Raw genomic sequence first — 25,123 nt, 5'->3', positions numbered from 1 at the left:
TGGGAATTTTTGGCCAGGTGCTCAGGAAATTGCCTATGGCGCAGCAACTCACATCGCTTCGACCTTATGCACTTGCGGCTCTTCGCATAGCACTGGGGCTTGTTGTCTTTTCGTTTGGAGCCGCAAAAGTACTGCATTTCCATCCTGGCCCGTTCACACCGCCAATCGGCTCGCTGATTTGGTCAGCGGGATTGATTGAGCTTGTTGCTGGATTTCTTTTTCTCATAGGCTATCAGACAAGAATCGCGGCTTTCATTCTGAGCGGCGAAATGGCCGCGGCATACTTCATTGCCCATCTCCCTCAAAGCTTCTTCCCCACGGAAAACGGTGGGTACGCAGCTGCCGTATATTGCTTTGTATTTCTGTACTTTGTCACGGCCGGTGCCGGCCCATTTAGTGTCGATGCAAACCTAGGAAAAGATTAGGAAATTGGATACATGCATTATGGTGAGGCGTTCAAATCGAGGCAATGGCGCTGGGCGAGCCATGAACCTGCCCGGATCGAGCAGGGTCTCAGAACGTTCGCAAAACTCCTGCCTTTTCATATCTCAATAGGTCAACTACCCGAGCTTCCCGGCTCTGATTTTCGCGACGATCACCGAAATTCAGAGCCCAGTCCTACGAGATGCGGTCGACGCGAGATTCGCCCATCCCCGACCATCGCAATCGCTTTTTGCACCCGGGTTCTCGATGATGATTGATATCCTTGAGACGAAGCGAGACCGGATCAAGGATCCGTCTGATGCAATCGATCCTTGTAACGAGTAATTGCTTGTACGTCAGGAAGGATTTAGCCCACGACAATTGGGACCAGCCACAAGAATCTTGAACCCACAGCCATCGCCGTCTTCTGTGCGATGACAGGGAGTGCCTTCCTTTATGCCAGGATTGCAGGCGGAATCCTCAAGGGTGAAACCTCGAAATTCGATGAAGCAATTTTACTTGCATTGCGCCAACCTGGCGCCGTCGACGTCCCGATTGGCCCGATATGGCTGACGAAGGTGTTCTCTGATTTGACGAGTTTTGGAGGCACAACAGCGTTGTGCCTGATCTCATTGCTGGCGATTATCTACCTTTGCATCATCGGCAAGCGAGGGGATGGACTTTTCGTATTCCTCAGCGTGTCTGGTGGTTGGCTGATAAGCCATTTCACAAAACTCGGCTTCGCCCGACCCCGGCCAGACTTGGTCGGGCATCTTGTCGAGGTGAACGATTTCAGCTTTCCGAGCGGCCATGCGATGGTATCTGCGGTGACCTATTTGACGTTGGGGCTATTGTTGGCGGGCTCGCAGTCCAGCGGCGCGGTGCGCTCCTACTTTGTGCTGGTGGCTTTGCTGCTGACGTTCTTGATCGGCATCAGCCGTGTGTATCTCGGCGTCCACTATCCCACTGATGTCCTGGGCGGGTGGTCAGCTGGAGCCGCCTGGGCCTGTGGCTGTTGGATGATCAGACGGTGGCATTTTTCTCCGCAGCGATGACCAAGTTAGCGCAAACAGGGACGTGCAATCAGATCGCCCGTAACAGATCTCCCAGCGATCTAAGGCTAGCCCGCATTTCTCACAGCGGCTCTGGCATTGATTGGGCGGGCTGTTGGCTGGCGTTGCGTCGATACTGAGGACGCGCTGGTTCGTCGCCGCGATGGGAGTGCAACCGTGAGAGCCGGCCTACTCCATGCGAAAAGGCAACAACAGCAACACCAGCAGCCACTCACAGCGGGACGCCCACCTTATGCTTGAAGGGCAACTCCCTCGACCTAAAGGCATGATCGTGCTCGTAGTCGATCCAACGTGAGAGCGCTCTGACTTTGGTCTAGGAAGTGTGGACAGTTATCTGATCCATAGGACGATTGCTGCGATAGTCACGACTGCGAGGTAGTTTTCGGCCGTCTTTTCGAAGCGTGTAGCGACCCTGCGGAACTGCTTGAGTCTCGAGAAGCAGCATTCGATCAGGTGGCGCTGGGCATAAAGATGCTTGTCCAGCGGGTATTTTTGCGCGCGGGAAGGATTGTTGAGGATCACCGCCACAGCGCCTTTATCAGCGATGGCATTGCGCAGGCGATCGCTGTCATAAGCGGTGTCGGCCATGACGATGTTGGCGGGTAGGCCCTCGATCAGGAGCATCGGCTTGCGGCGCATCGCCCTTCTGGCCTGCGGTCAGCCTGAAGCGAACCGGGCAGCCGAGACCACGCACGGCCATGTGGATCTTGGTGCTCAGGCCGCCGCGAGAACGGCCAAGGGCTTGATCTTCAGCCCCTTTTTTGCGCCGGCGGCGTGCTGATGGACGCGGATGATGGTGGAATCAACGATCAGGTATTCGAAGTCCGGATCGTCCGACATCGCGGCGAACATGCGCCACCAGATGCCCTTCTGGCTCCAGCGGCTGAAACGGCGGAAGACACTGTTCCACTCGCCGAACACTTCCGGCAGGTCACGCCAGGGCGAGCCGGTACGCACAATCCAAAGCACCGCTTCCACAAACATGCGGTTGTCGCGGCCCGACGAACCGCGCGTGCGCTCGTCACCAATGATGTGATGCGATATCCGCTCCCATTGCTCGTCCCGAAGGATCAGACGATCCAAAAGTAAGCGCGATTTTCGATGCGCATTGACGGCGGCAAGACCGATGAACGTGCGCGCATTGGTAGCGAGATCCGGCTCTATCCGGCCCCAGTAGTCTTGAAGAAGTTGAACGGCAGCAGGTCGCCGATTTCGGCCGCGTCGCCCCGCTGCGGCAACTCTGTGAGCACGTGGCGCAGCCAGGCGAGCGGGTCGACGCCGCAGGCGCGGCAAGTCAGCATGAGACTGTAGATCACGGCGCTGGCCCTGGCTCCGTCAGCGGTATCGCTGAACAGCCACGATTTTCTTCCGGTGGCAAAAACTCTGATCTCGCGTTCCAAAATGTTGTTATCGATCGGCATCCTGCCGTCGCTGGTATAACGCGTGAGGTAATCCCATTGGTTCAGGGTGTAGGACACGGCATCGCCGAGCTTTGTATCCGGCACGACCTTTGGCGCGATATTATCGAGCCACGTCTTTAGGGCGCTCAGGACAGGCAAGCTGTGCTGTTGACGGAAACGGCGAATGCAGTCGACCTTCGTCTCCCCAGCATCTGGGGTTTTGTCTCTTGCCTGCTTTTCGATCCGGTAGAGCTGCTCGAACAACCGAAGTGCCTGTTCCGGCGGTCCGCCTCCATTCTTCCTGGTTTTGAGGTCCTCGATAAAGCGGCGCCGGGAATGGGCCATGCATCCGACATGGTTGCACCATCCAATGTGCGCCAGGCGGTGTAGCCATCGGTCACCAATATTCCGCGATAGTCACCGAGAAAGGTCTGCGGGTGAATCTGACCGCGGCCGGGCTGGTAGTCGAGGAGCACGATCGGCTCGTCACTGTCCTCGCTGCTTCGGTACGCCCACATGTACGACGTGCTGGTGGCTTCCTTGTCCTTTTCCTTCAGCACCTGAACTTGAGAGGCTGCGATCGCAGCCGCAGCTTCAAAGCATCATAGATGCGATACAGATGCTTCTCGCTCGAGCCGATGACCCAGTGAGCGAGGGCCCCTCGGCTGATCGGAACACCGGCCCGCTCGAATGTTTGCGCCACGCGATAGAGCGGCGTGCCATCGACGTATTTGTGGACCAGCGCGAAGGCCAGCGTCGCAGTGGCGATGCTGCCCGGCAGAGGCTGCTTCGGCATAGGCGCGATAACAACGGGCGTGTTGATCCCGGTGCGGTCGCAGTGGCGGCACGCATACTTGAACCGCACGTTCTGCAGGACCTTTGCCTTGACCTCGATATGGAGCTGTTCGCTAACAGCCTCGCCCATGCGATGCATCTGACCTTGGCAGCAGGGACATGACTTCTGATCCTCAGGCAGGTCATACTCGACACGCTCGCGCGGTAGGTTTTCCGGCAGAGGCCTGCGTCCACGCTTCTTTCCCGTCTGACTTTCTACCGCTGGCAGGCCGGTGTCCGGAAGCTCGACAACATCGCCTTCCTCGCTGCCATCTTCGATCGCAGCCTCTTCGGCCTCGTTGAAGAGACGATCAATGTGCTTTTCGCTACGTGGTGCAAAGCGATGCAGCTTTGCAAGCGCCAGCTCCTCCTCAAGCTTGACGAATGCCGCACGGGATGGCGGATGATCGCATCGATATCGATGCCGTCGAGAATCCAGTGAAGCTGTTCTGTCGTCAACATGACCACCGGCACCTCGCGACGAGGCCATCGGAACTTGTCCTCGGTCAACCGCTTCAGGACCATAACAAACCCGGACCGATCAAAGAACAAAAGCTTCACCCGATCACGCCGGCGATTGCAGAAGGCAAACACCGATGGAGCAAACGGGTCCAGCTCCATCACCTCTTGCACCAGGACCGCGAGGCTGTTGATGCCCGCGCGGAAGTCGATCGGCTCCCGATGGAGGTAGACCTTGAGGTCAGCGCCCAGCCTGAACATGACCCAACGCTCCTATGATCGCCGCCAGGCCATCGACATCGCTGCATTCCAGCGTCAGGCTGACCCCGTTCGGCAGCACCGCGCTCAGCTTGGATGCATGAGATCGTTTGCCGACCGGCTCCGCCTTCGTCAGTGGACCGCTGGCAGAAGACGAGTGCATATCCGCAGCTATCTGAACCGGAACGAACGCCGAGACCACAGGCAAAGCACGATCTTCTCTGGCTCTCTTGACCCACTTGCGAACGAGATTCGCGTTGACGCCGTGCTCCAGAGCTAGACGCGAGACCGAAACGCCGGGCTCTAAACACGCTGCGACAAGCTGATCTCGGGAGGCAGGGTCATATCGACGGCGGCCGTCGCGACCAACAAGCCGCACCTGCAGTTTAGGAGCATCTTCATCCATGATTTGGTGTCCACCTATTTTTTGGTGGACACTTCATGCCTCAGAACGCTGCGCCTCAAAAGGCGCACCGAAATTCGCGCTTACATCCAAAACACCCATGACTGCCTCCAAAAGGCAGTCTTGAATCTGATTTGCTCAGCCTTGGGAATCCCAAGAGTCCACACTTCCTAAAGCTTTAAGACCAAGGCCGGGCTTGTGAACCGAACCTGCCGATCAGCACCGCAAGGGTCGCCACCATCATGACATAGGCAGTAAATGCCTGCCATGCTCCCATTGGAAGACCTACGAGCAGAAGTGTGTCATTCCCGCCAGGGATTAAGAGTGCACCGAAACCCATAAGTAAGCCCCCGACTGTTTTTCGCAATAAGCTCCTCCATGTCGGCCAGCTCAGGGAAAAGCGATGCCGGCGGCTTCGGGCAGAAATGAAACTGCCCATCGTCATGCAGACGAAGATGAGCGAACTCGTCACCGGGATGGACAGCAGCGACCCGATCGAGGTTGTGATCGAGAAACTGGATGCAAACGCAGACAAGGCCGCTGAGGTTACACCAATTGTGGTCATCGCCACTGTCAGACGTAGATAATTTGTCTCCGACTTTAGCGAGAGGCCTAGTCTCAGTACAAGAAATGCCGCCAGAGCGAAGAGCAAGGTCTCCAGAGCAAGCGGGGGTGTTCCGCTAAATGGCATCGGATCGCCACGTAGGCTGAACAGGGTGTCTAGCGAAAGGATCGCAAGTATCCCGAGGAAGGTGAACCCAAACTCCAGTTCACCGTTGCCGAAGTGGCCGACCGAACCGAATATGCATGCACCATTCACGTATACGCCGACGCCGAAAAGGACGGCTGCACCGATCATGTGCGCCAATGGAGCCCATCCGTCGTGCATGGTGGGTAGCTTTTCGAGAACGACGTACGCGATCGCGGCCCATATAGCGCATTCGGCCAAAGCGAGAAATCGAGCCGGCCTCCGCTTCAACACCAATTCTGTCGTGGCAATGAAGGTGCAAATCGATCCATGGTTCATCGCGAACCCGAGGATGAAACTCAGCGCTCCAATGAATCCGAAATTCGCCAACATCTCAAAGGGTAAGTTAGTTCCGGACAATGCGCTCACGGCACCAATCCTCCATGCCGTCAATGAAGATCGCGTTGACACAATGGCATGTGTTGCCTGTTTATGAAATGACGAACACCCCGATGAGAGGTGTTCGCCCGGAGGTCATATAGGTAATACCCGTTGTTAGGCTCGACTGGGCCGTATTGCGATAAGGGAATCGATCGCAATCCAGAGCGACAGTGCTAGAAGGCCGACGTCCTTGAGAAGAAACTGCCCTGGAGCGACGGAAATAGCGGGGAATCCCAGCTCGGGGACGATCACGCCTGGAGTTGTGATCATGAAGCTGATGGTGGTCAGGAACAGGCCAGAGGACAATACGCCTCCTGCCAACGAATAGACCGGGCTGATAAGCCTCGCAGCTATAAGTGCTCCAATACTGATTTCGAGCACGCCGAGGAAGTTGGAGAAACCTCGTACACTCGAGATCGAATACATCCAGCTTACGAGGGGATTGTTGCTGACGAGATCGACCAGGCCTTGCGCCTCGTAGGCGGTGAATTTCATGCCCCCGAACCAAGCGTAAATCACGGTGACGGATAGATATAGGCCGGCTGCGGAAGCCGTGCGCCCATAAGCCTGTGCCAAGTCCTGAATGGCTAAGATGTGTTTCGACGTCGCCTGAACTTCGATGTTGCGAGCAAATTCGGTCATTGTGTTCTCCCAGTTGGGGTTGATGCCAGCAGGCCACCTGCCTGCGGGTTTCGATACCGTTCTGTATCGTTATAAGAACAAATACTACTGACCTGTATCTATATCAAATCACGAAAATGCGAGTCCACGGCTGCCTTATTCGATGGAGACTTGCCTTCGGCTTTATGAATGGCTAGCTACACGCTACAGATCAGTTGCGAAAGGAGCCATCATGCGGCGGTCGGAGATCAAGGACCATTTGCTGGAGACCGCTCTGCGGCTTTTCGACGAACACGGATACCACGCGACGGGTATCGATTTGATCGTCGCGGAAAGCGGGGTTGCAAAAACCACGCTGTACCGGCACTTCGAAACAAAAGAGGACCTGATTGTCGCCGCCTTGAATCGACGTGACGACGCGGATCGTCGTGAGATGCGCGATTTTGTCGATACGAGGGCAGTCGATCCTGTGGATCGTATTCTCGCAACGTTCGACTTCCTCGAGCTATGGTTCAAGGACAAGGAGTTCAGAGGCTGCGGCTTCATGGCTGCTGCGGGAGAGCACAAAAACACCTTCGATCCGGTGTTTCGAGCCGTGGAGATGCACAAGCGCCTGGCGCTCGCCTACTTCGAAGAGCTTGCTCACGCCGCGAGGTTCTGTGACCCGCAGCGTGTGGCAAGCGAAATCAACCTCCTTCAAGAAGGTGCAACGGCCGTGGCTCAGATTACTCGGTCGGTGGAGCCGGCCATCCAAGCGAAGCGGATGGCAACGTCGCTTATCGGGACGATGGAGCGCAATTAGCCGACCGTGAAGCCGCCTTACGGGAACGGGCTGCGAATAAAGGGGTGGCGTGCCCCCCCCCCGGGTGTCGATCAGCGACAGGTCGTCGTCGAAGTTGCCATTGCTGGCTGCATCGTAGTCATTCAGGCTCCGGCCGCCGCCGCGTCCCGTACGCCGTCAACTGAACAAGTATCGCTCGAGCACGGTCAACGGCGGCCTCTTCGTCCAGATACGCTGCGTCGGCAACGTGGACGGTATTCTTGACGACCCTTGGTGGCAGGGAGGTCCGTAGGAACCGGTGATTTCAGCAACGCGCAAGGCATAAAGGCGGCGTCAACAAGATGACAGGCTGTGGACGTACTCCAGGTGCAGGTTGCAGACCTACGCGCGCACCTCATACGGTAACGGCTAGTGGCTTGAGGGGACGGCATGCAGGAGTGGACCCATATCTGGCAGATTATCTAGGGGAACATCTTTGGCCGCTCTTCTGGCTAGTACCGACAACCGCGGAATATCTAGCCGCGCTGGCTCTGTTCATCGTCATATTGACGACCTCAGATTTCCGATACCGGTATCGCCTGGCCGTGAGCGAAGGCTTCAGCAAGAGCAGTCAGAAAGAGCCGCCGAGCGCTTGGCGACACGCTTTGATGCGTCGAAGCCAAGGAAACCGGCTGTCTTGGGATCGTTTCCAAAGGCTGCTTCGCAAATACCTGCCGCCATGTCGTCTGTTGCATCCGCATCCAGATGCTCGGTTCGCCGTCAAAACATCCGATAGGAGCCGTATGCGGTAGTGCCGCACGTACGGATCTGACCGGGGGGCGATGGGCGCACTATCGTCCCTACCGGGACCCTTTGTGCGGCCCATATTAGCCCTTATGGAGCAGTTGAGTTCATTGTCACCGTCCCGGGTTGCCCGGACACGGTTGAGGAAATCGCACCGTTCGTGGTTGGCGCTCCTGAACTTTCAGAATTAAACGACGGCAGCGGTTCGGTATCTAGTTTGCCGCCATCGATCAGGGCCATCCAGCAAAAGTTTCGCCCAAAGTTCGGGGCGCAGGACCGGCGGATGGAAGCGCGTGCCGCCGCGGCTTTTGCCAACATGGTCTCTTCCACCACTGTTACACACAAGCTTCCGGTCGAAGCGCTGGCGCCGCTGGATGCCGTTTCCGAAGGTTTGAATCCTCTTAGCTCGAACGGCAGAAAATTTCGCTTGAATTGAAAGCCAAGTTCCAAGCAACGCCTCTTGCGCTCGCCTTGGTCAGGTGGTGTAGGCCCAGCGCGAGACCCGCTTCTCTCGGCCGCTGGACCTGTTTGAGTTGGCACGAGGTTCGGAGGATCGGGCAGAGGGAGTCCGCCACTGGTCCGCTGCCAAACGTGTCGTGCACGCCCCTCGAGGCGACCTTCGGTCTCAGCACATCCCACAGTGTCGGCCGAAGCGGCCCGGCGACGAGTCCATCTCCGGGGCGGGACCCAAAACATGTGCAATCACAAACAAAACGCGTGCGAGCAGCGCAGGCTTCGGCGAGCCCGAGACTAGCGGCGGATCGCCATCAAATTGGATGAACTCGTTTTGGTTTCTGTCAACACAAGCCTTAATGACCTCCGACTGAGCAATAAGGGCATTGATAAGGGTTCCGTCCCGGGGAACATCATTGCATACAAGGTGAACAAAAACGCGGAGCGGGTCGTCTGCGGTTTGCAGGTAGGCACCTTCGATGAGCCGGCTGCTGTCGTCGAGGAAAAGCGCTGCCTCGGCTCCGAAATGCACATAGACCGGATGCAACTCCACCAACGGCGAAGTCCACGGCAGCTCGACGATCTTCGATCCTGCCAACTGGGCCATGTCGCCCGAGAAGTCGAGTACTTCACTGCCACCAGAGCTCCAGCGACTCCATGTATGGCGCATCTCGGTCATCAGCTGAAGCCGTCCCTCAAATTCCGCCCTCGCCATGCCGGAAAATTAGCTTTGCCGGATATCATCGGCGACTTGGCTGACACTCCTGTCTCCGGATTGGGAAAGCTCCTGTCTCGCGTCTACAGCCGCAGTCAACGATTGAAAACGATAGGGGTGAAGGTCCAGATAGTCTTTGGGCATGATGGCGTTCCTCGATTGGAGGAGATCGTCGGCGCGTTCGTCGCAAGTGACAAAAAGATCGCGTACGGGTATCGGCCGCGCCTCCTGCACCCACAGGCTACCAGTGGTGGGACGAAGCTGGCGCTGAACTTGCCGGCTATTGTGTGTCCTGCAACCGAGACTACTCTTTTGCAAAGGGGGCGACACCCGATGCCTGCAAGAAATCCTACCCATAGCGATTGTCATATGCGTATTGGCTACCCCAAGAGAATTCAGATCGCGTTCGTCACTGGAGCCCTGGGCCGCTGGCTCTACGCGAATGAATGCAGTCGAAGCTGGTACTAAGATTTCTTCGAGAGCATCACCCTCACACGATACCGGCCGAACCGCGAGAATAAGCCGTTCTCTCACGGCCACTCTGAAAAGAGCTTTCGTTAGTGACCGACCTGAGATGGCTGCATCGATAACCACCAATTCTCGCAAGCAGCGGGTGGGATGCCGCCGCCGCCGCCGACGGAGGCCGCTTTTACCGATGTTTGGCACGGATGGATAAAGGCAATTGAAGACAAGTCAGAACTATATTTTGTTCCACGGCTGCGAGAAAGCAGCCGCTGCTTGGGGATCGTTGCGATCCACGACCTGCATTCTAAAACCCCTGAGCTGGGTATCTGGCTTCGGTCCGATGTCCATGGAGAGGGCTTTGGCCACGAACTCGTTGGTGCGGTCGTTGCGTGGAGGAGCGAACACTCTCCGGTAGACTACTTCGAGTATCCAGTCGCCGAGAACAACATTGCGAGTTGTCGCATCGCGGAGGCGTATGGCGGCGAGATTGCTTCAAATCGCGCCAACGCCAAGTACCGCTCGCTGGTCTATCACATTCCACCAGTGCAGTTACCGGCCCAGATCGGGTCGACTGAGCAGCTAAATGGACCAAAACATCGGCCGAAAGTATCAAAAATCGGAAATTTCGGGAAACGAAGTGCTTACCGCGGCTCAGCGAACAACCCGTGCCAGCAGCGAACAACTCCCGCGGGATAGCCACATACGTCGCCAAGACGCCAGACAGTCAGAGGCGAGCACACACATAAATAACTATTTAGATACAAAAAATTGCATTGTAAATTCCGTACCTTAATGGAACAGCGCCGGACTTTCGTCAATTGTCCGACCTTGACAGCGTGTGGGTTTCGCTGTCTGTTTCAGGCTGAGGAGACCGCCCAGGACTCAGAAGCTGGGCGCTAGGAATTTCCCAGGAGGACATTGCTGTTATGTTGAGATTTGCCGTCGTCGGGATCGATCATGGACACACGTTCGATCACGTGAAGGGCCTGCTTGCGGCGGGTGCAGAATTCGTCGGATATTGCCCGCAGACCTCGGTGCCTGCGCTGTTGGAAACCTTCAAGAGAACCTATCCGGCTGCCCCGCAGATCGATCGCGACGCGATCTTCGCCGATCCGTCGATCGACGTGATCTGCATCGCCGCGATCCCGCGTGACCGCGCAGGATTGGCCGTGCGCGCGATGAAGGCTGGCAAGGACGTAATGACCGATAAGCCCGGTGTGACGACATTTGCGCAGCTGGAGGAAGTCAAACGCACCGTCGCCGAAACCGGCCGCATCTTTTCGATCTGCTTTTCCGAGCGCCATTGCGTGCGATCCGCCGTCAAGGCGGGCAAGCTCGTCAAAGAAGGGGCGATCGGTACGGTGATCCAGACACTCGGTGTGGGGCCGCACAGGTTGCAATTGCCGACACGGCCGAACTGGTTCTTCGATCCGGAGCAGTTCGGTGGCATCATCGTCGATATCGCCTCGCACCAGGTTGATCAGTTCCTCTTCTATACGGGATCGACGAGCGGTGAAGTCGTGGCAAGCTCGGTTGGCAATTTCGGCATGCCCGACAAGCCTGCATTCCAGGACTTCGGCGAGGTGCTGCTGCGCTCCGAGAAAGCCTCGGGCTATGTGCGTGTCGACTGGTTTACACCGGAGGCACTGCCGACTTGGGGCGATGGCCGCCTGACCATCCTTGGTACGCAGGGCTATATCGAGCTGCGCAAATACATCGACATCGCCGGACGGCCTGGCAAGGACCACCTCTTCCTCGTCAACAGCAAGGAGATGACGCACATCGATTGCAGCAGCGAGAAACTCGACTATTTCGATGCCTTCGCCGCTGATGTGCGCGACCGCACCGAGACGGCGATGCCCCAGGCTCATGTCTACGAGGTCTGCCGCCTTTCGCTGGAAGCACAATCGAAGGCCGCGCGCCTGGGTCATCGCTAGGGAAGCCGTCATGTCCAAGAAGTTTCGCGTCGGTATCATCGGGGCGGGGATCGCCTCCCGCCACCTGACAGGATTTGCCTGGAACAAGGAGCTGTTTGACGTTGCCGTCCTTTGCTCGCTCGACGAGGACCGCGGCCGGGCGCTTTGCGAGGAGTTCGGTATTCCCGATTATACCCAGGATGCCGAGACGATGATCGCTCGCTCCGATCTCGATATCATCGACATCTGCACCCCGCCGAGTTCGCATTTTGAGCTATGCCGCAAGGCGATCGAAGCCGGAAAGCACGTCATCTGCGAGAAGCCGCTGTTCGGCTCGATAGCTGAAGTCGACGAGATGGCCCGCATCGTCGCTCGCGCCGAAGGTCCGCGATTGATGCCGATCTTTCAGTACCGCTACGGCTCGGGGCTTCAAAAGCTGAAAATGCTGATCGATCTCGGCCTGACCGGCACTCCATTCCTGACCACAATCGAAACCCATTGGTGGCGCGGCCCGGACTATTATGCGGTCCCTTGGCGGGGAAAATGGGTAACCGAGCTGGGTGGAGGCCTGCTTGGCCACGCTATCCACGCGCACGATATGCTGAACTATGTGCATGGCGCATGCGCCGAAATCTTCTCCTACGGGGCGACACTGGTCAATCCGATCCAGGTCGAGGATACGGCAGCCCTTTCGGTGAAGATGAAGAACGGTTCGCTGGCGACGCTGTCGATGACGCTCGGCTCCCGGAAGGAAATCTCCCGGCTGCGGTTCTGCTTCTCCGATCTCGTCGTTGAGAGCATTCTCGAGCCCTACACAATGGGTCGAGATCCCTGGAGCTTCATTGCTGGGACGCAAGAGCATCAGAAGCGCGTCGACGAAGCGCTGGCAGGTTATGTCGTCAGGGAAGACGGCTACACCAGACAGTTCGAACTCTTCCATCATACATTGACCACCGGCGGCGAGCCACCGGTGACGTTGGAAGATGCTCGCAACTCACTGGAGCTGGTGACCGCGGCATATCATTCGCAGCGCACTGGCAAGCCGTCGCTGCTGCCCATCCTCGCCGACCATCCGCTCTACCATTCCTGGCTGCCGGAAGAAGAGCGACGCCAGGCCGCCGGAGCCTGAACAGATGATCAAAAGCTTCGAGCATGTCGGCATGGTGACCGGAGACATGGACCGGTCGCTCGCCTTCTACCGAGATCTCCTTGGCCTGCGTCTTCATTTGCGCAAGACGATGGCCAACGGTACGGAAGTGGCTTTTCTCGATGCCGGTGGCGGCATGCTTGAGATCTTCGCCCCGCCCGGTGGCGCGACACCTGCCTTAGACCTGCCGCCGGCCACATCGGGCGTGCTGCATATTACTTTCCTAGTCGAAAGCGTTGATGAGAGCTTCGCAAAGCTGGAGGCGGAAGGCGTGGAGATCAAGGAGAGACCACGCCCCGCCGTCAATTCTGAGGTGCTCGATCGAGTGGCCTTTCTTCGCGATCCCGACGGCATCATCGTCGAGCTCGCGGAACGCCGTGGTGAATTGAAGCGCATCTGATCCCCACAAAACGGCAGCAGGAACATTTTTGCGTTGCGGTAACGACTCCGTAAGGCTGATTTGTCAGCCTGAAGGAGACGATACATTCCTTCATGGCTGGGGTTGGCATGTCACGCAGCAAGGACGACTGGATCAATCAGCGTGCTTATGCACTCTGGGAAGCCGAAGGGCGGCCGGAAGGTCGCAGCGGCGAACATTGGCAGCAGGCCGCACTGGAATACCAACAATTGGAACTGACCCGCGCTTCCGTTGACGGCAGCGACCTCATCGAGCGCCTGCGGGCAATGGGTCGCCTGATGCGCGCAAAGGACGTTGATAATGGCATTGATGTCGCCTCGCACGAACAAACAGCGTCTGCGTGATTGACGGACCGGTGCCCGTTGATTGCTGACCGCCAAGAAACGAAAGATTACCATAGCCGAAGCACACGACGTTGCGATATCACCCTTCCAAAGGTGGAAAGCTCTCGATCATGAATCACGATAGTAGCCGTGACGCTCCTCCCACGATTGCCGATGTCGCGCGCTTGGCGGGTGTCTCGCGGGCTGTCGCTAGCCGGGCGCTTTCCAACGAACCACGGCCAGTATCGTCCGAGAAGCGAGAGCGCGTGATCGCTGCCGCTGCAAGCCTCGGCTATAAGCCGAACCTGCTCGCGCAGAGCCTGACCACCAAGACCGTCAATCTCGTGGCAGTCGTCGTCAATCACATCCACGATCTCTCGGACCTCGACCTGTTTGACCGGCTCATCGAGCAGGTCCAAATGGTCGGCAAGCAGGTCATCCTGATCCGCATCGGATCGGTCGCGCGCGTCGAAGAGTTCCTGCGCAATGGCGTCGCCTACCATGTCGACGCTGCGCTGGTGTTTTCGGACTTTGCGGACGCGCCGACCGTCCGGCGGATGTTCCGCTCCGATCATGTCATCATGCTGAACGGCCTTCACGACGAGTTTTCTCCCGTGATCATCCCGGATGAGCATGCTGGCATCGCCGAAGCCGTCGCGGATGCCGCATCCAAAGGTGTGCGCAGGACCGTTCTTGTGACCGGACGTGCGTCCTCTCCCGTCGAGCAGGCGCGGATCCGCTCCTACCAGGACGCCTTTTCGCGCTACGGGATCATTCTCATTCGAAGGATCCAGGGCGACTATTCCTATGAAAGCGGGCATGCGGCGGCCACGGAACTCACGGGCGTTGACCTTTTCGATGCAGTCTTTTGCACGTCCGATGCAATGGCGATGGGTATCTTGGACGTCCGCCGGGCCGACTTTCCCGATGGCCGTCCCTCGCGCTTCCGGCTTTATGGTTTCGACAACCTGTCACTGACCGATTTCGACGCCTATCCGATCTCTTCGATCGGCTACGACAAGGCGCTCTATGTCCGCCATATTGTCGATTCAGTTGCCAACCCCGACAATTTCACGCCAGGCCAGCTGCCGGTGACAGTGCCGACACGTTTCGTGCCACGCCTGACCGGCTAACGAGCAACGGGCCGCCCGAAGGCGGCCCGCGATCACTTTACCACTGAGGGTTCAGGGCAGGGGGGTTGGATTCCGCACCCCACCACTTTTTGTAGTTCGCCGCATAGGCGCCCGACTGGATGTAATCGGAAACGAACATGTCGAGCCAGCGCACGAAGTCCGGATCACCCTTGGCGACGGCAATGCCGATCGGATCGTTGGAATAAAGGCCCGGCAGGGTCACGAGCGACGGGGTCTTGGTCGCGAGATAGTCGAGCAGCGACGAATCCTCGATTGCCGCATCGACGCGCTTCTGCTGCAACTGCAGGACTCCGTCCGGAGCAAACTGATCGACGTAGACGAGCTGCGCATCCGGAACGGCGGTCTTGAGGAAGTTTTCGCCGGTCGTGCCGCGACCAACGACGACCTTCTTGCCGGCGAGGTCCTTCAGTTCCTTGATGCCCGCATCCTTCTGAACGATGACGCGTAGGCCAGCCCGATTGTAAGGGATCGTGAAGTTCACTGTCTTGGCACGCTCGAGCGTTGCCGAGGTGTTGGCGACGGCGACGTCGATCTGGCCCGAAACGAGCATCGAGATACGAGCGTCGCCTGAAACGTCGACGAATTCGACCGGCACACCGAGCTTCTGGGCAAGCTGCGTTGCGACATCGACGTCGTAACCGACTGGATTGTTCTGCGCGTCACGGAAGCCAATCGGCTCGCCGCCGAGCGACACGCCGATGCGAACGGTGCCCCGCGAGCGGATATCGTCGATCATCCCGGCGAAGGACGGAAATGCCGAGCCAGCCGCGATGGCCAGGGCGGCAAGGGTAGTCAGAATGCGCTTCATGGTTCATTCCCTCTTTTAGTTATGCCAGTTTCGCTGCCCGCAGTTCCGGTTCGGGCATCGTGTCGTCCCAGAGCCAGTACCGAATCTCGCCCTCGCATCTGAAATTCACGACCTCGTGGTTTCCTTTGGCATCGACCGCGTGGATTACGACACCGGCCAGGAATCCGCAGGAGAGTTCATTGAGCTCATCGACGGCGAGCTTCACCGCGTCGCAGAGCGAATAGCCAAGCTTCATCGCGAGGACGACCGTGCGTGCCGTCGAACAGCGCATCGTCATTTCGCCAGTATGCGTGCAGGCGGCCGCGCCATAGCGGCTGTCGGCATAGAAGCCTGCGCCGGGGATCGGGCTGTCGCCAAGACGGCCCGGATATTTCCATGCCCAACCCGATGTCGACGTCGCGGCATGGATGCCGCGTTTGGGATCGGCCGACAAGAAGACGGTCGTGTCGCGAACGCGCTCCGGATCGGTGATGGTGCGGCTGAGAGGCGCCAGCGGAATGTTTGGAAACTTCGCCAGATCCTCCGGCGAGAGCTCCTTTTCCAGTCGCTCCCACCAGACCCGCTTGCTGTCCTCAAACAACACCTCGTCGTCCGAGAAACCGATTTCACTCGCAAAGCGACGTGCGCCATCGCCAGTCAGCATAACGTGGGGAAGGCGCTTCATGACCTCATGTGCAAGGCGAGCCACTGGAAGCGTATTTGGAACGGCGCCGACCGTGCCGACCTCACGTGTATTGCCGTCCATCACCGCGGCATCAAGCTCCATATTGCCAAGCATGTTGGGCCAACCGCCGTACCCAACGCTACGAACCTTCACTTCGCTTTCTACCTTGCTGATCCCCGCGACCATCGCATCCAGGCTGATTGCACCCTCGCGCAACATTTCGACGGATGTCGGAAAACCCGGCCAGGCTTCTTTATTGGCCAAAAGGAGCATCTAGAACCTCTAATCTTTGCGCATCTTGGAAAGGAACTGGGCAACGCGCGGCTGCGACATGCCGCCATCGGCGGCGAAGAATTCTTTGGTCGGAAGGTCGACCAGCAACTTGCCCTTGTCGAGAAAGACGATGCGATCAGAAATCTGCCTGGCGAACTCGACCTCGTGCGTGACGAAGAGCATCGTCGTGCCCTCCTGCGCGAGCTTTGCAAGGATTGTCAGCACCTCTGCCGTCATCTCCGGGTCAAGCGCGCTGGTCACTTCATCCAACAGCAAGTAGCGCGGCTGCATCGCAAGCGCCCGGCAGATGCCGACGCGCTGGCGCTGGCCACCGGAAAGCTGCGATGGGTAGGCGTCGGCCCTGTTACCGAGACCAACCGACTCGAGCAATGCACGGGCCATCTGCTGCGCCTCGCTGCGTGGCTTCCTCAGCACCTCGATCGGAGCCAGTGAGATGTTGGCGAGCACCGTCATGTGCGGATAGAGGTTGAAGAGCTGGAAAACCGTGCCTGAGCGCTTGCGCGCTTCGGCAAGTTCCTTGGGCTTGCCGACATCAAACTCGTCGACCATGATCCGGCCGCCACTCAGCTTCTCCAGACCGTTGATGCAGCGGATCAGCGTCGACTTTCCGGATCCGGAGGAGCCGAGGATCGAGACAACGTCACCCGGTGCAATCGTCAGATCGACGCCGTCGAGTACAGTCGTGTGGCCGAAGGCCTTCTTTACGTTTTCAACTTTTATCATGTCAGAGCCCTCTCCAAGCGCTATAGGCGCGAAGGCGTTTTTCGAAGCGCGACCCGAGCCACGCGACCAGCTTGGCGGCGGCGTAATAAAGCAAGCCAACAGCCGTCCAGACGATGAACGGCTTCAGTGTCCGCATATTGAGGATGTTGCCGATCTTGGTCAGGTCGACGACGCCGATGACGGAGATCAGCGAGGTTACCTGCAACTGATTGACGAGGAGCGCGATCAGCGGACCAACGGCAAATGCCGCCGCCTGCGGCGCCACGACATGACGAAGCACCTGCCAGCGGCTCAGGCCAAACACGCGCGCGGCTTCGATCTGGTCGCGGCCGATCGACTCGATCGCCGAGACTGCAATCACATAGACGAAGGCGGCAGTGTTGGCCGCAAGCGTGATCGCAGCCGCCGTGACCGGTGTCACGCGGATGTGAAGGAGACCGGGCAGTCCGAAAAACACCAGAAACAACTGCACCAGCACCGGTGAATTCTTCAGGAGCTCGGAAACGAAGGTGATCGCTTCACTCAGCAGCGGCACGCGATAGAAGCGCACGATTGCCCAGCTGATGCCGATCATCAGTCCGACCAACGATGTCCCGAGAAAGAGTGCGACATTGACGCTGAGACCCTGCGCCAGAAGAACGAGGTCGAAGGACGTGAAATCTGTAAAGCGCATCAGGCAACAGCCTCCATCATGTCGCGGTTGAGGCGACGGTGGAGGAGTGCGATGACGAGCGAGACGAGGTAGGTCAAAGCCGCATAGACAACGAGGAGCACAACATAGACCTCGAAGGGCCGATACGTCTGCGAGACCACGATCTGCGCCGAGCCGGTCAGTTCATTCAGCGTGATCGTCGAGAGGATCGACGAGGTGAGGATCATGTTGATAAGAACCGAGCCGAGCGGCCGTACCGAGGTTCTAAGCGCAATCGGCAAAACAATGCGCGTGAACATTACACGCCGCGACAGGCCACTTACCTCGGCTGCTTCTATGATGCCCTGATCGATTGCCAGGATGCCCGCGCGGATCACATCCGAGGCGTAGGCGCCGCCGGCGATCGACAGCGCGATCACGCCCGTCGTGAAGGCATCGATATAGATGCCGATCTCCGGCAGACCGTAGTAGAAGAAGAACAGTTGCACGATGAAGGGCACGTTGCGGAAAATATCGACGTAGATGAACGACATCCGCTGCAGGAGTGCCGACGAGGATGTTCGCGCAATCGCCACGAATGCGCCCATGATGACGCTGCCGGCGAGCGCAAGCGCGCATGCTTCCGCCGTCAGCACGGCGCCTTGCGCGAGAAAGCCGAGATGGGGCAAGAGAATCGACAGGTCGAGCCGCACGATTTCTCCATGAGTGCGAGTGAAACCGGTTTCATCGTGTCCCGACAATCAAGCATTGTCAAGAATCCAGGGGGAGATTTCCCGATCTACCTGGCGGCAATGAACCTGACGGATTCGCGCGATGTAGCCGATTTTGCCAAGATGATCGAAAAGCCGCATCAGGACCATTCCTGATTCGCAAACGCCTGACATTTTGCCCCGACATAGAATGAGCATCGCCATGAGCCATATCCCGCAGATCGACTATGACACCGCTTCCGAAGAGATTCGGGCCGCACACGATGAGGAGGTAAGGGTACGCGGGCGTATGACGAACATGAAGCGCACGCTATTGCACTCACCGGTCGCCCATCGCGTTTACGCTGAATGGTTCACGCTTCGCGCCGAGCTCTCTTCAATTGCCGATAGACCTATCTGGGTCTTCTCGCACGCCATTTCGAAAGCCGCGAACTCGAAAATTGCCATCACCTTCTTTCGCCGGGCGCTCATCAATGCGGGCTTCGACCCAAAGGCCCTGGTCTTGTCCGACGAAGAGGTACTCCTCAACGCCTTCGGCAAGGCAATCGTTGTCGATTCCAACGCGGTCCCCGCAGAGATCTGGGCGCAGCTGAAGGATCGCTACGATGCCAAGACGCTCGTCGATCTTGTGGCCTTTGCTGGTATCATGCTCGCCACAGCGGTCTTCAATAATGTCGTAGGGGTTGACTTCGATCCAGAGCTCATGGCCTTCGCGGAGACTGCTGAGTAATGCGCAAGCTGCGCTCTATCGGTATGTTCCGGTGCAGAACGCGCTTTTCGCAGCGCGCCGCGATGCTAGCCGTGATCCGTCATTGCCCTTACCTTTGCGGCGAGCTCGCTGGCGACGAAGAGGGCATGTTCCGTGATCTGTGGCAAGCCCATTAATTCTCCGAATGTCCCCCGCGCCAGCGGTCCGGAAATAAGCAAGGTCGGATCGGGGTGACCTTCACCACCAATCGCCTCGGAGCGCTCGGAACACGCGATCCCGAGACCGGTCGGGTCGAGCTGCAAGTGTGATTGATCGCGAAGACTGGAAAGCCAGGACTGGCTTTCAAGAATGCCGCCATGCGCCGGACCCGTTGTGACGACGACGGCATCGTAGCTCCGCTGTAGTGGCGAGCCATGCCGTTGCCTAAGCTCCACATGGATGGCCTCATCCTCGCGGCGCACGCGAGCGACGGAAGCCGCCAGGACCTCCATCCTGCCTCCCGTGATCGCGCGCTCGAGTACCTCTTCCACCTGAGGCGCGATCCGGAACCGATGAACGTCCCAATAGGGCCTGATATGGCGCACGATCCTGCAGCGCTCTGAAATCGGCAGGTGCTGCCAGATTGCCTGGCCGTGGCCACGCACTTGGTCAATGACGGCATGCCATGTCAGCCCGCCGGCCTTTGCCTGAGTGATGGCTTGCCGGACGCTGCGCAACAATGCCGTTGCGCTATGGACCGGGGCAGCCTCGAACTCACCGAAGGGGTCTTGCGCAAAAGGTGCATGACCTCTTGATCTCAGTCCCCGGCGCGAAATCGATGTGATCTGACCGCGATGGCCGGTCCGGTCGAGCGAGGCGACGATGTCAGCAGCGGTAAGACCATTGCCGACGATCAGCAGCCTGTCGTCCGGGCGGATGGTGTCAAGTGCTCCCGCGCAGGTGGAATCCGCTACAAATCGCTCGTGTCCTTCAAGCGAGCGCAAAACACCTGGCGTCGATGGCGATGGATGGCTGGTGGCGATCACCAGAAAGTCGGCAAACACCTGTCCGCCCTGGCTATCGGTTATGTGCCAGAGCGCACCGTCCCGACGCACCTCGACAACGAGCGCGCGACGATGGCGCACAGCGCCGCTCTGCACCAAAGAAGCGACTGCTGAGGCAATATAGGCGCCGAAGACATGGCGCCGGGGAAAGAGGTTGCCATCTGGCCGGTACGCGTCCGGGTCGTCGGCGACAGCGTCATTGTCCGCGATCCATTCGAGGAAATCCTCTGGGTAGTCCGGTAGCAGGCTCATGCGGGCGGCTGGAACATTGATGCGATGGGCCGGATCGGTCGTATCGTAGGCAAGCCCTCTGCCAAGCTCGCGCCGTGGCTCAAAGACGACGATTGCTGGCGCTCGGTCAGCCATGGAGTGCGCCAGATGATATGCGACGCCAGCTCCAGAAACCCCGCCGCCGATAATCGCCACCGCAGGTCGGCGTATCCTGTCGCGGAGGGCCTGTTGTGATTTCGTGCTGTCTTGCTTCAATGCCCGCGGTCCAAATCGCCTTTGTTTCAAGAGCGCATGTTTGTTCTTCGCGCTCGGATAGTTTAATTTAGAGTCAGTCAGGGAGCCCGGCAACGGCAATATTCTACTAAATCAGTAGAATTTTTATCCCGCGATTCCGTCCAGGCGCCGAAGAGTTTTCCTGTGCTGCAGCGCAATAGAGATCGGCGTGCTTGGTTTACCATGAGCAGTTTTGAAATTATCTGGCCGTCGGAGGCCAGCCCTCATCAATTCAAGACGGGAAACACCACAATGAACAAGAAGACGTCCACATCAAGTCTGACGCGTCGTGCAAGCCTTGCCGCGATCGCCGCCTCGACGGTCGCCCTGATTGCTTTTGCATCACCTGTTGCTTCGTTTGCCGAAGACAAGTCGATCAGGGTCGGCATCATGAGCGGCGAGGATGAAGATGTCTGGCGCGTCGTGAGCGCGCAAGCCGCCAAGAAGGGCTTGACGATCGAAACGGTCGTCTTCAACGACTATACACAGCCGAACGAGGCGCTGGAACGCGGCGAAATCGACGCGAACGCCTTCCAGCATAAGCCTTATCTCGACAACCAGGTCGCGCAGCACGGCTATCATATCGTCCCCGTCGGATACACGGGCGTCTGGCCGATCGGCCTTTACTCCAAGAAGCACAAGGCAGTCACCGAGATCACCGAAGGTGCGACCATCGGCGTGCCGAATGACCCGTCAAACGAGGGTCGCGCACTGCGCGTTCTGCAGAACGAAGGCATCATCAAGCTCAAGGACGGAACGGGCATTCTCGCAACCGTCGCCGACGTCACCGAGAACCCTAAGAAAATTGAGATCAAGGAACTTGATGCCGGTGTGGTCGGCCGCGCTATCGACGATCTCGATGCCGCAGTCGTTAACACCGACTGGGCTCTGAAGGCGGGGCTGTCTGCGGCCGACCGCATCGCGCAGGAGCCGATCGCCGACAATCCGTATCGCAACTTCATTGCCGTCAAGCAAGGCAGCGAGAACGAGGCCTGGGTGAAGACACTGGTGTCGTCCTACCAGAACGATGCCGTTAAGGCGGAGTTCGACAAGGTGTATAAGGGAACCGGCGTCAGCGCTTACTGATCGACATTCGCGCCGAGAGGTTAGGCGCGTCGAACAAGGCGGTCCGGGCGTTCCTTGCCCGGGCCGCCTTGGGCGTTTCCGAAGGGAAAGAACATGAATTCAATTGTATCGGCCTCCGCAATCGGGGCCACGCCGCAGGCAGCGTCGGAAGAGGTCGTCCGCCTTGTCGACGTGCATCGGCATTTTGGTACGACGGCCGCTCTCGACGGGATATCGCTCACCGTGCGCAAAGGTGAGATCCTCGGCATCATCGGACGCAGCGGCGCCGGAAAATCCACCCTGATCCGCTGCCTCAACGGCCTGGAGCGTCCTGATAGCGGCGAGATCGAGATCGAGGGGTCCAGTATTATCGGCCTCGATGAAAAGGATTTGCAGCCGCTTCGCCGCCGCGTTGGCATGATCTTTCAGCACTTCAACCTACTGGCGTCGAAGACGGTCGAAGAAAATGTCGCACTGCCGCTGAAGATCGCCGGCGTCGCAAAGGCCGAACGCCTGAAGCGCGCGCATGAACTGCTGGAGCTTGTCGGCCTCGCTGGCAAGGCAAAAGCCTATCCATCGTCTTTGTCCGGTGGCCAGAAGCAACGCGTTGGCATTGCCCGAGCGCTCGCGGCGCGCCCGGCATTGCTGCTCTCTGATGAAGCGACATCTGCGCTCGATCCGGAAACGACCCGTTCGATCCTGACGCTTCTGAAGGATATCAACCGCAAGCTCGGTCTCACGATCGTCCTCATCACGCATGAGATGGAGGTCGTGCGCAATATTGCCGATCGCGTCGCCGTCATCGATGCCGGTCGTATTGTCGAGGAAGGCCAGGTCTGGTCGGTGTTCGCCGATCCCAAGGCGCCGATTACCCAAAGCCTGCTGTCGGGAAGCCGTCCGCAATTGCCGGAGCATATCACCGCCCGGCTGTCACCCACGTCCGGCCAGGAGGCGATCCTCAGTGTCGACATGGCCGGCCCCGCTGCACAGGGCGCGGTTTTTGCCGATCTCTCCACTGCGCTGCCGCAATCGTTCCGGCTCGTCCACGGTGGCATCGATCATATCCAGAACCAGCCGGTGGCGCGCTTCTTCATTGCTATCCCGATGCGCGACCCAGCCCTGAAGGACAAGGTTCTGCAGTTTCTGAAGGCCCGCTCGGCGCGGGTGGAGGTTCTCGGCTATGACACCGATCATGTTTAATCTTCTGCTTCGTTCCCTCTGGGAAACGATCCTGATGACCGGTGCATCCGGGCTGATTTCGCTGGTCTTCGGCCTGCCGCTTGGTCTGGCGCTGGTTCTCACGAACAAGGGCGGCATAGCCGAGAACGCCTGGGTAAACGGCATTCTGAGTGCCATCATCAACGGCTTCCGCTCCGTACCGTTTATCATCTTGCTGGTCGCGCTGATCCCGCTGACGCGCCTCATCGTCGGCACCGCACTTGGCACGTGGGCCGCCATCGTGCCGCTCGCCATTGCCGCGACGCCCTACTATGCGCGTATCGCCGAAGTGTCGTTGCGCGAAGTAGACCGCGGCCTGATCGATGCCGTGCGCGCCATGGGCGGCAACCGCTGGACAATCATTCGCGAAGTGCTCGTTCCGGAGGCGCTGCCGGGCATCGTCGCCGGATTCACAGTGACGCTGGTGACGCTGATCGGCGCCTCGGCGATGGCCGGCGCGATCGGTGCAGGCGGTCTCGGCGACCTCGCCATCCGCTACGGCTACCAGCGTTTCGAGACGACCGTCATGGTGGTTGTCGTTGTCGTGCTGATCGTCCTTGTTTGCGGCATACAGTGGCTCGGCGACCGGCTGGTCGCCAGGCTTGACCACAAGTAATTAATGCCGAAACGCGGCGGCGGGGTGCGAGGATGGCAACCTGCCGCTGCCGGCAAACAGCTTCTGCCTGAGGGATCCCTCGGCATACTCCGCCTTGAAGAGCCCGCGCTCCTGCAACACCGGCACGACGAGATCGACAAAATCGCGCAGACTTTCGGGTGCCACCGTGCGCGCCAGGTTGAAGCCGTCCACACCACCATCCAAAACCCACGCCGCCAGGCAATCCGCCACCTGCTCGGCCGACCCGACGATCGGCTTCATGCGGCTGCCGAGCACCATTTGATCAATGATCTGGCGCAACGTCACAGGCTTTGGTGCCTCCTTGGTGATTGCGGCAAGCGCAGACTGATTGGCGTTGGTCGACGTCTGCTCGATCGGCTCGTCGAGACCGTATTTCGAGAAATCAACGCCTGTCGAAGCCGAGTAGTGCGCGAGAGACGCTTCCACGCTCGCATGCCGGCGGTAGTCTTCGAGCTTATCCAGCGCTTCCTTCTCGGTACGACCGACGACCGCGCTGACGAGGCCAAGAACGCGCAAGGCATCCTCCCCGCGACCGAATGCTTCGGCCTTCCCCCGCAGCGCCTCCACGGTCGGCCGTGCCGCCTGCGGGGTCGGCGCGGCGATAAAGACGCACTCGGCATGGCGGGCCGCGAAATCCTGCCCTCGCGCCGAGGCGCCTGCCTGAAAAAGCAGTGGCGTGCGCTGCGGCGAGGGCTGCGAAAGGTGAATGCCTTCCATCTTGTAATATTGGCCGTCATGCCGGATGGCGCGGACTTTTGAAGGGTCGGCGAAGATGGCGCGCGCCTTGTCACGAAGCACCGCATCGTCGTCCCAACTTCCCTCCCAGAGCTTGTAGAGGATTTCGAGATATTCCTCGGCCGCATCGTAGCGCGCGTCGTGTTCTGGCAATGTCTCAAAGCCCATGGCGCGCGCGGCACTGTCGAGATAGCCGGTGACGATGTTCCACCCGATCCGACCCTTTGTCAGGTGATCGAGCGTCGACATGCGCCGCGCCAGCAGGTAGGGCGGCTCGTAGGTCGTGTTGACCGTTACCCCGAAGCCGAGATGCTTGGTAACGTATGCCATGGCCGAGATCGGCATCAGCGGATCGTTGACCGGGATTTGCGCGCCAGTTTCGATGACGGGCGCCGGACTGCCTTTGTAGACGTCGTAGACGCCGACGATATCCGCCAGGAATATTCCGTCCAGCTTGCCCCGCTCGGCGGTGCGGGCAAAATCCACCCAGTAATCGAGGTCGGTATATTGAAGGGACGTATCGCGTGGATGCGTCCACATGCCATGATTGATATGGCCGACGCAGTTCATGTCGAATGCGTAGATCTGCATCTGCTTCATATATCG

Annotated in this window: 26 protein-coding genes and 3 pseudogenes; 15 read left to right on the top strand and 14 right to left on the bottom strand. The window is 58.7% G+C overall.

Annotated elements, in window-relative coordinates; all coding sequences use genetic code 11:
- Positions 1-35 precede the first annotated feature (35 nt).
- Both K9B32_RS27410 and K9B32_RS27405 read left to right on the top strand, forming a co-directional pair.
- Positions 36-425, top strand: coding sequence for a DoxX family protein (locus K9B32_RS27410; protein ID WP_224568246.1), 390 nt, complete (start codon positions 36-38; stop codon positions 423-425).
- Positions 426-857: 432 nt separating this feature from the next.
- Positions 858-1,478 carry a phosphatase PAP2 family protein gene (locus K9B32_RS27405; RefSeq protein WP_224568244.1) on the top strand — a complete coding sequence of 207 codons (621 nt, stop codon included), beginning with the start codon at positions 858-860 and terminating at the stop codon, positions 1,476-1,478.
- A gap of 348 nt (positions 1,479-1,826) precedes the next feature.
- Here K9B32_RS27405 and K9B32_RS27400 read toward each other — a convergent pair.
- From K9B32_RS27400 to K9B32_RS27375, 6 genes and pseudogenes are all read right to left on the bottom strand, one after another.
- Positions 1,827-2,579 (bottom strand): annotated as a pseudogene (locus K9B32_RS27400) (IS5 family transposase).
- A gap of 77 nt (positions 2,580-2,656) precedes the next feature.
- Positions 2,657-4,121: pseudogene (gene tnpC / locus K9B32_RS27395) on the bottom strand (IS66 family transposase); the annotation flags it as partial.
- Positions 4,122-4,198: 77 nt separating this feature from the next.
- Positions 4,199-4,450 (bottom strand): annotated as a pseudogene (gene tnpB, locus K9B32_RS29200) (IS66 family insertion sequence element accessory protein TnpB); the annotation flags it as partial.
- The gene (gene tnpA / locus K9B32_RS27385) at positions 4,431-4,853 is read right to left on the bottom strand and encodes an IS66-like element accessory protein TnpA (protein WP_224568242.1); all 423 of its coding nucleotides are present in this window, start codon (positions 4,851-4,853) and stop codon (positions 4,431-4,433) included. The gene tnpA and the pseudogene tnpB, both read right to left, overlap by 20 nt.
- Positions 4,854-5,028: 175 nt before the next feature.
- Positions 5,029-5,967, bottom strand: coding sequence for a YeeE/YedE thiosulfate transporter family protein (locus K9B32_RS27380; protein WP_224568240.1), 939 nt, complete (start codon positions 5,965-5,967; stop codon positions 5,029-5,031).
- 126 nt (positions 5,968-6,093) lie between these two features.
- Complete coding sequence (locus K9B32_RS27375; RefSeq protein ID WP_224568238.1) at positions 6,094-6,621, bottom strand: YkgB family protein; 528 nt, start codon at positions 6,619-6,621, stop codon at positions 6,094-6,096.
- A 211-nt stretch (positions 6,622-6,832) separates the two neighbouring features.
- Here K9B32_RS27375 and K9B32_RS27370 point away from each other — a divergent pair, with 211 nt between their 5' ends.
- Both K9B32_RS27370 and K9B32_RS27365 read left to right on the top strand, forming a co-directional pair.
- The gene (locus tag K9B32_RS27370) at positions 6,833-7,402 is read left to right on the top strand and encodes a TetR/AcrR family transcriptional regulator (RefSeq protein WP_224568236.1); all 570 of its coding nucleotides are present in this window, start codon (positions 6,833-6,835) and stop codon (positions 7,400-7,402) included.
- 922 nt (positions 7,403-8,324) lie between these two features.
- The gene (locus K9B32_RS27365) at positions 8,325-8,600 is read left to right on the top strand and encodes a hypothetical protein (protein WP_224568234.1); all 276 of its coding nucleotides are present in this window, start codon (positions 8,325-8,327) and stop codon (positions 8,598-8,600) included.
- A 189-nt stretch (positions 8,601-8,789) separates the two neighbouring features.
- Here the strand turns inward: K9B32_RS27365 and K9B32_RS27360 are convergent, their stop codons facing one another.
- Positions 8,790-9,296 (bottom strand): hypothetical protein, encoded by a 507-nt coding sequence (locus tag K9B32_RS27360; RefSeq protein WP_224568232.1) that lies wholly within the window; start codon positions 9,294-9,296, stop codon positions 8,790-8,792.
- A 654-nt stretch (positions 9,297-9,950) separates the two neighbouring features.
- On the opposite strand from K9B32_RS27360, the gene K9B32_RS27355 reads away from it, so the two are divergent.
- The 6 genes from K9B32_RS27355 (at position 9,951) to K9B32_RS27330 (ending at position 14,734) form a co-directional block, all read left to right on the top strand.
- Positions 9,951-10,493, top strand: a complete 543-nt coding sequence (locus K9B32_RS27355) for a GNAT family N-acetyltransferase (protein WP_224568230.1) — start codon at positions 9,951-9,953, stop codon at positions 10,491-10,493.
- Positions 10,494-10,723: 230 nt separating this feature from the next.
- A complete protein-coding gene (locus K9B32_RS27350) occupies positions 10,724-11,734 on the top strand; it encodes a Gfo/Idh/MocA family protein (RefSeq protein WP_224568228.1) in 1,011 nt (336 codons plus the stop codon).
- Between the two features lie 10 nt (positions 11,735-11,744).
- On the top strand, positions 11,745-12,842 hold the full coding sequence (locus tag K9B32_RS27345) for a Gfo/Idh/MocA family protein (protein WP_224568227.1): 1,098 nt from the start codon (positions 11,745-11,747) through the stop codon (positions 12,840-12,842).
- Positions 12,843-12,846: 4 nt separating this feature from the next.
- A complete protein-coding gene (locus tag K9B32_RS27340; RefSeq protein ID WP_224568225.1) occupies positions 12,847-13,260 on the top strand; it encodes a VOC family protein in 414 nt (137 codons plus the stop codon).
- 107 nt (positions 13,261-13,367) lie between these two features.
- Positions 13,368-13,622: a DUF2934 domain-containing protein gene (locus tag K9B32_RS27335; protein WP_224568223.1), complete on the top strand. Its 255-nt coding sequence runs from the start codon at positions 13,368-13,370 to the stop codon at positions 13,620-13,622.
- 110 nt (positions 13,623-13,732) lie between these two features.
- Positions 13,733-14,734 carry a LacI family DNA-binding transcriptional regulator gene (locus K9B32_RS27330; RefSeq protein WP_224568221.1) on the top strand — a complete coding sequence of 334 codons (1,002 nt, stop codon included), beginning with the start codon at positions 13,733-13,735 and terminating at the stop codon, positions 14,732-14,734.
- Positions 14,735-14,771: 37 nt separating this feature from the next.
- Here the strand turns inward: K9B32_RS27330 and K9B32_RS27325 are convergent, their stop codons facing one another.
- From K9B32_RS27325 to K9B32_RS27305, 5 genes are read right to left on the bottom strand one after another with little or no spacing between them, the layout of a single operon-like run.
- Complete coding sequence (locus K9B32_RS27325) at positions 14,772-15,563, bottom strand: transporter substrate-binding domain-containing protein (protein WP_224568219.1); 792 nt, start codon at positions 15,561-15,563, stop codon at positions 14,772-14,774.
- Positions 15,564-15,582: 19 nt separating this feature from the next.
- Positions 15,583-16,500, bottom strand: a complete 918-nt coding sequence (locus K9B32_RS27320; protein ID WP_224568218.1) for an isoaspartyl peptidase/L-asparaginase — start codon at positions 16,498-16,500, stop codon at positions 15,583-15,585.
- 9 nt (positions 16,501-16,509) lie between these two features.
- Positions 16,510-17,244, bottom strand: a complete 735-nt coding sequence (locus K9B32_RS27315; protein WP_224568215.1) for an amino acid ABC transporter ATP-binding protein — start codon at positions 17,242-17,244, stop codon at positions 16,510-16,512.
- Position 17,245: 1 nt separating this feature from the next.
- Positions 17,246-17,917, bottom strand: coding sequence for an amino acid ABC transporter permease (locus tag K9B32_RS27310; protein ID WP_224568213.1), 672 nt, complete (start codon positions 17,915-17,917; stop codon positions 17,246-17,248).
- Entirely contained in the window at positions 17,917-18,588 is a 672-nt protein-coding gene (locus K9B32_RS27305) for an amino acid ABC transporter permease (protein WP_224568211.1), read from the bottom strand. Before K9B32_RS27305 ends, K9B32_RS27310 begins: the two co-directional genes overlap by 1 nt.
- A 9-nt stretch (positions 18,589-18,597) precedes the next feature.
- Between K9B32_RS27305 and K9B32_RS27300 the strand changes: the two genes are divergently transcribed.
- Both K9B32_RS27300 and K9B32_RS27295 read left to right on the top strand, forming a co-directional pair.
- Complete coding sequence (locus tag K9B32_RS27300) at positions 18,598-18,762, top strand: hypothetical protein (protein ID WP_224568209.1); 165 nt, start codon at positions 18,598-18,600, stop codon at positions 18,760-18,762.
- A gap of 46 nt (positions 18,763-18,808) precedes the next feature.
- Positions 18,809-19,336: a hypothetical protein gene (locus K9B32_RS27295; RefSeq protein ID WP_224568207.1), complete on the top strand. Its 528-nt coding sequence runs from the start codon at positions 18,809-18,811 to the stop codon at positions 19,334-19,336.
- 65 nt (positions 19,337-19,401) lie between these two features.
- Here the strand turns inward: K9B32_RS27295 and K9B32_RS27290 are convergent, their stop codons facing one another.
- The gene (locus tag K9B32_RS27290; protein ID WP_224568205.1) at positions 19,402-20,844 is read right to left on the bottom strand and encodes an FAD/NAD(P)-binding protein; all 1,443 of its coding nucleotides are present in this window, start codon (positions 20,842-20,844) and stop codon (positions 19,402-19,404) included.
- Positions 20,845-21,114: 270 nt separating this feature from the next.
- Between K9B32_RS27290 and K9B32_RS27285 the strand changes: the two genes are divergently transcribed.
- The 3 genes from K9B32_RS27285 to K9B32_RS27275 all read left to right on the top strand — a co-directional run bounded on the left by K9B32_RS27285 (position 21,115) and on the right by K9B32_RS27275 (position 23,761).
- Complete coding sequence (locus tag K9B32_RS27285; RefSeq protein ID WP_224568203.1) at positions 21,115-21,948, top strand: MetQ/NlpA family lipoprotein; 834 nt, start codon at positions 21,115-21,117, stop codon at positions 21,946-21,948.
- Between the two features lie 93 nt (positions 21,949-22,041).
- Positions 22,042-23,127, top strand: coding sequence for a methionine ABC transporter ATP-binding protein (locus K9B32_RS27280; protein ID WP_224568201.1), 1,086 nt, complete (start codon positions 22,042-22,044; stop codon positions 23,125-23,127).
- Positions 23,108-23,761, top strand: a complete 654-nt coding sequence (locus tag K9B32_RS27275) for a methionine ABC transporter permease (protein WP_224568191.1) — start codon at positions 23,108-23,110, stop codon at positions 23,759-23,761. Before K9B32_RS27280 ends, K9B32_RS27275 begins: the two co-directional genes overlap by 20 nt.
- Here the strand turns inward: K9B32_RS27275 and K9B32_RS27270 are convergent, their stop codons facing one another.
- Positions 23,762-25,117, bottom strand: coding sequence for an LLM class flavin-dependent oxidoreductase (locus K9B32_RS27270; protein ID WP_224568189.1), 1,356 nt, complete (start codon positions 25,115-25,117; stop codon positions 23,762-23,764). It lies immediately after the preceding gene.
- Positions 25,118-25,123 lie beyond the last annotated feature (6 nt).

Source organism: Rhizobium sp. 3T7 (genome assembly GCF_020166565.1).
Classification (GTDB): Bacteria; Pseudomonadota; Alphaproteobacteria; order Rhizobiales; family Rhizobiaceae; genus Rhizobium.
The sequence above is the reverse complement of the archived record's forward strand: the minus strand, read 5'-3'. Positions and strand labels throughout refer to the sequence as shown.

What these genes read in the sequence shown, in the direction of transcription:
- K9B32_RS27410 (WP_224568246.1), top strand. Translation starts at nt 36, where the DNA reads ATGGCGCAGCAACTCACATCGCTTCGACCTTATGCACTTGCGGCTCTT.
- K9B32_RS27405 (WP_224568244.1), top strand. Translation starts at nt 858, where the DNA reads ATGACAGGGAGTGCCTTCCTTTATGCCAGGATTGCAGGCGGAATCCTC.
- tnpA (WP_224568242.1), bottom strand. Translation starts at nt 4,853, where the DNA reads ATGGATGAAGATGCTCCTAAACTGCAGGTGCGGCTTGTTGGTCGCGAC.
- K9B32_RS27375 (WP_224568238.1), bottom strand. Translation starts at nt 6,621, where the DNA reads ATGACCGAATTTGCTCGCAACATCGAAGTTCAGGCGACGTCGAAACAC.
- K9B32_RS27370 (WP_224568236.1), top strand. Translation starts at nt 6,833, where the DNA reads ATGCGGCGGTCGGAGATCAAGGACCATTTGCTGGAGACCGCTCTGCGG.
- K9B32_RS27360 (WP_224568232.1), bottom strand. Translation starts at nt 9,296, where the DNA reads ATGACCGAGATGCGCCATACATGGAGTCGCTGGAGCTCTGGTGGCAGT.
- K9B32_RS27355 (WP_224568230.1), top strand. Translation starts at nt 9,951, where the DNA reads ATGCCGCCGCCGCCGCCGACGGAGGCCGCTTTTACCGATGTTTGGCAC.
- K9B32_RS27350 (WP_224568228.1), top strand. Translation starts at nt 10,724, where the DNA reads ATGTTGAGATTTGCCGTCGTCGGGATCGATCATGGACACACGTTCGAT.
- K9B32_RS27345 (WP_224568227.1), top strand. Translation starts at nt 11,745, where the DNA reads ATGTCCAAGAAGTTTCGCGTCGGTATCATCGGGGCGGGGATCGCCTCC.
- K9B32_RS27340 (WP_224568225.1), top strand. Translation starts at nt 12,847, where the DNA reads ATGATCAAAAGCTTCGAGCATGTCGGCATGGTGACCGGAGACATGGAC.
- K9B32_RS27335 (WP_224568223.1), top strand. Translation starts at nt 13,368, where the DNA reads ATGTCACGCAGCAAGGACGACTGGATCAATCAGCGTGCTTATGCACTC.
- K9B32_RS27330 (WP_224568221.1), top strand. Translation starts at nt 13,733, where the DNA reads ATGAATCACGATAGTAGCCGTGACGCTCCTCCCACGATTGCCGATGTC.
- K9B32_RS27325 (WP_224568219.1), bottom strand. Translation starts at nt 15,563, where the DNA reads ATGAAGCGCATTCTGACTACCCTTGCCGCCCTGGCCATCGCGGCTGGC.
- K9B32_RS27320 (WP_224568218.1), bottom strand. Translation starts at nt 16,500, where the DNA reads ATGCTCCTTTTGGCCAATAAAGAAGCCTGGCCGGGTTTTCCGACATCC.
- K9B32_RS27315 (WP_224568215.1), bottom strand. Translation starts at nt 17,244, where the DNA reads ATGATAAAAGTTGAAAACGTAAAGAAGGCCTTCGGCCACACGACTGTA.
- K9B32_RS27310 (WP_224568213.1), bottom strand. Translation starts at nt 17,917, where the DNA reads ATGCGCTTTACAGATTTCACGTCCTTCGACCTCGTTCTTCTGGCGCAG.
- K9B32_RS27300 (WP_224568209.1), top strand. Translation starts at nt 18,598, where the DNA reads ATGAGTGCGAGTGAAACCGGTTTCATCGTGTCCCGACAATCAAGCATT.
- K9B32_RS27295 (WP_224568207.1), top strand. Translation starts at nt 18,809, where the DNA reads ATGAGCCATATCCCGCAGATCGACTATGACACCGCTTCCGAAGAGATT.
- K9B32_RS27285 (WP_224568203.1), top strand. Translation starts at nt 21,115, where the DNA reads ATGAACAAGAAGACGTCCACATCAAGTCTGACGCGTCGTGCAAGCCTT.
- K9B32_RS27280 (WP_224568201.1), top strand. Translation starts at nt 22,042, where the DNA reads ATGAATTCAATTGTATCGGCCTCCGCAATCGGGGCCACGCCGCAGGCA.
- K9B32_RS27275 (WP_224568191.1), top strand. Translation starts at nt 23,108, where the DNA reads ATGACACCGATCATGTTTAATCTTCTGCTTCGTTCCCTCTGGGAAACG.
- K9B32_RS27270 (WP_224568189.1), bottom strand. Translation starts at nt 25,117, where the DNA reads ATGAAGCAGATGCAGATCTACGCATTCGACATGAACTGCGTCGGCCAT.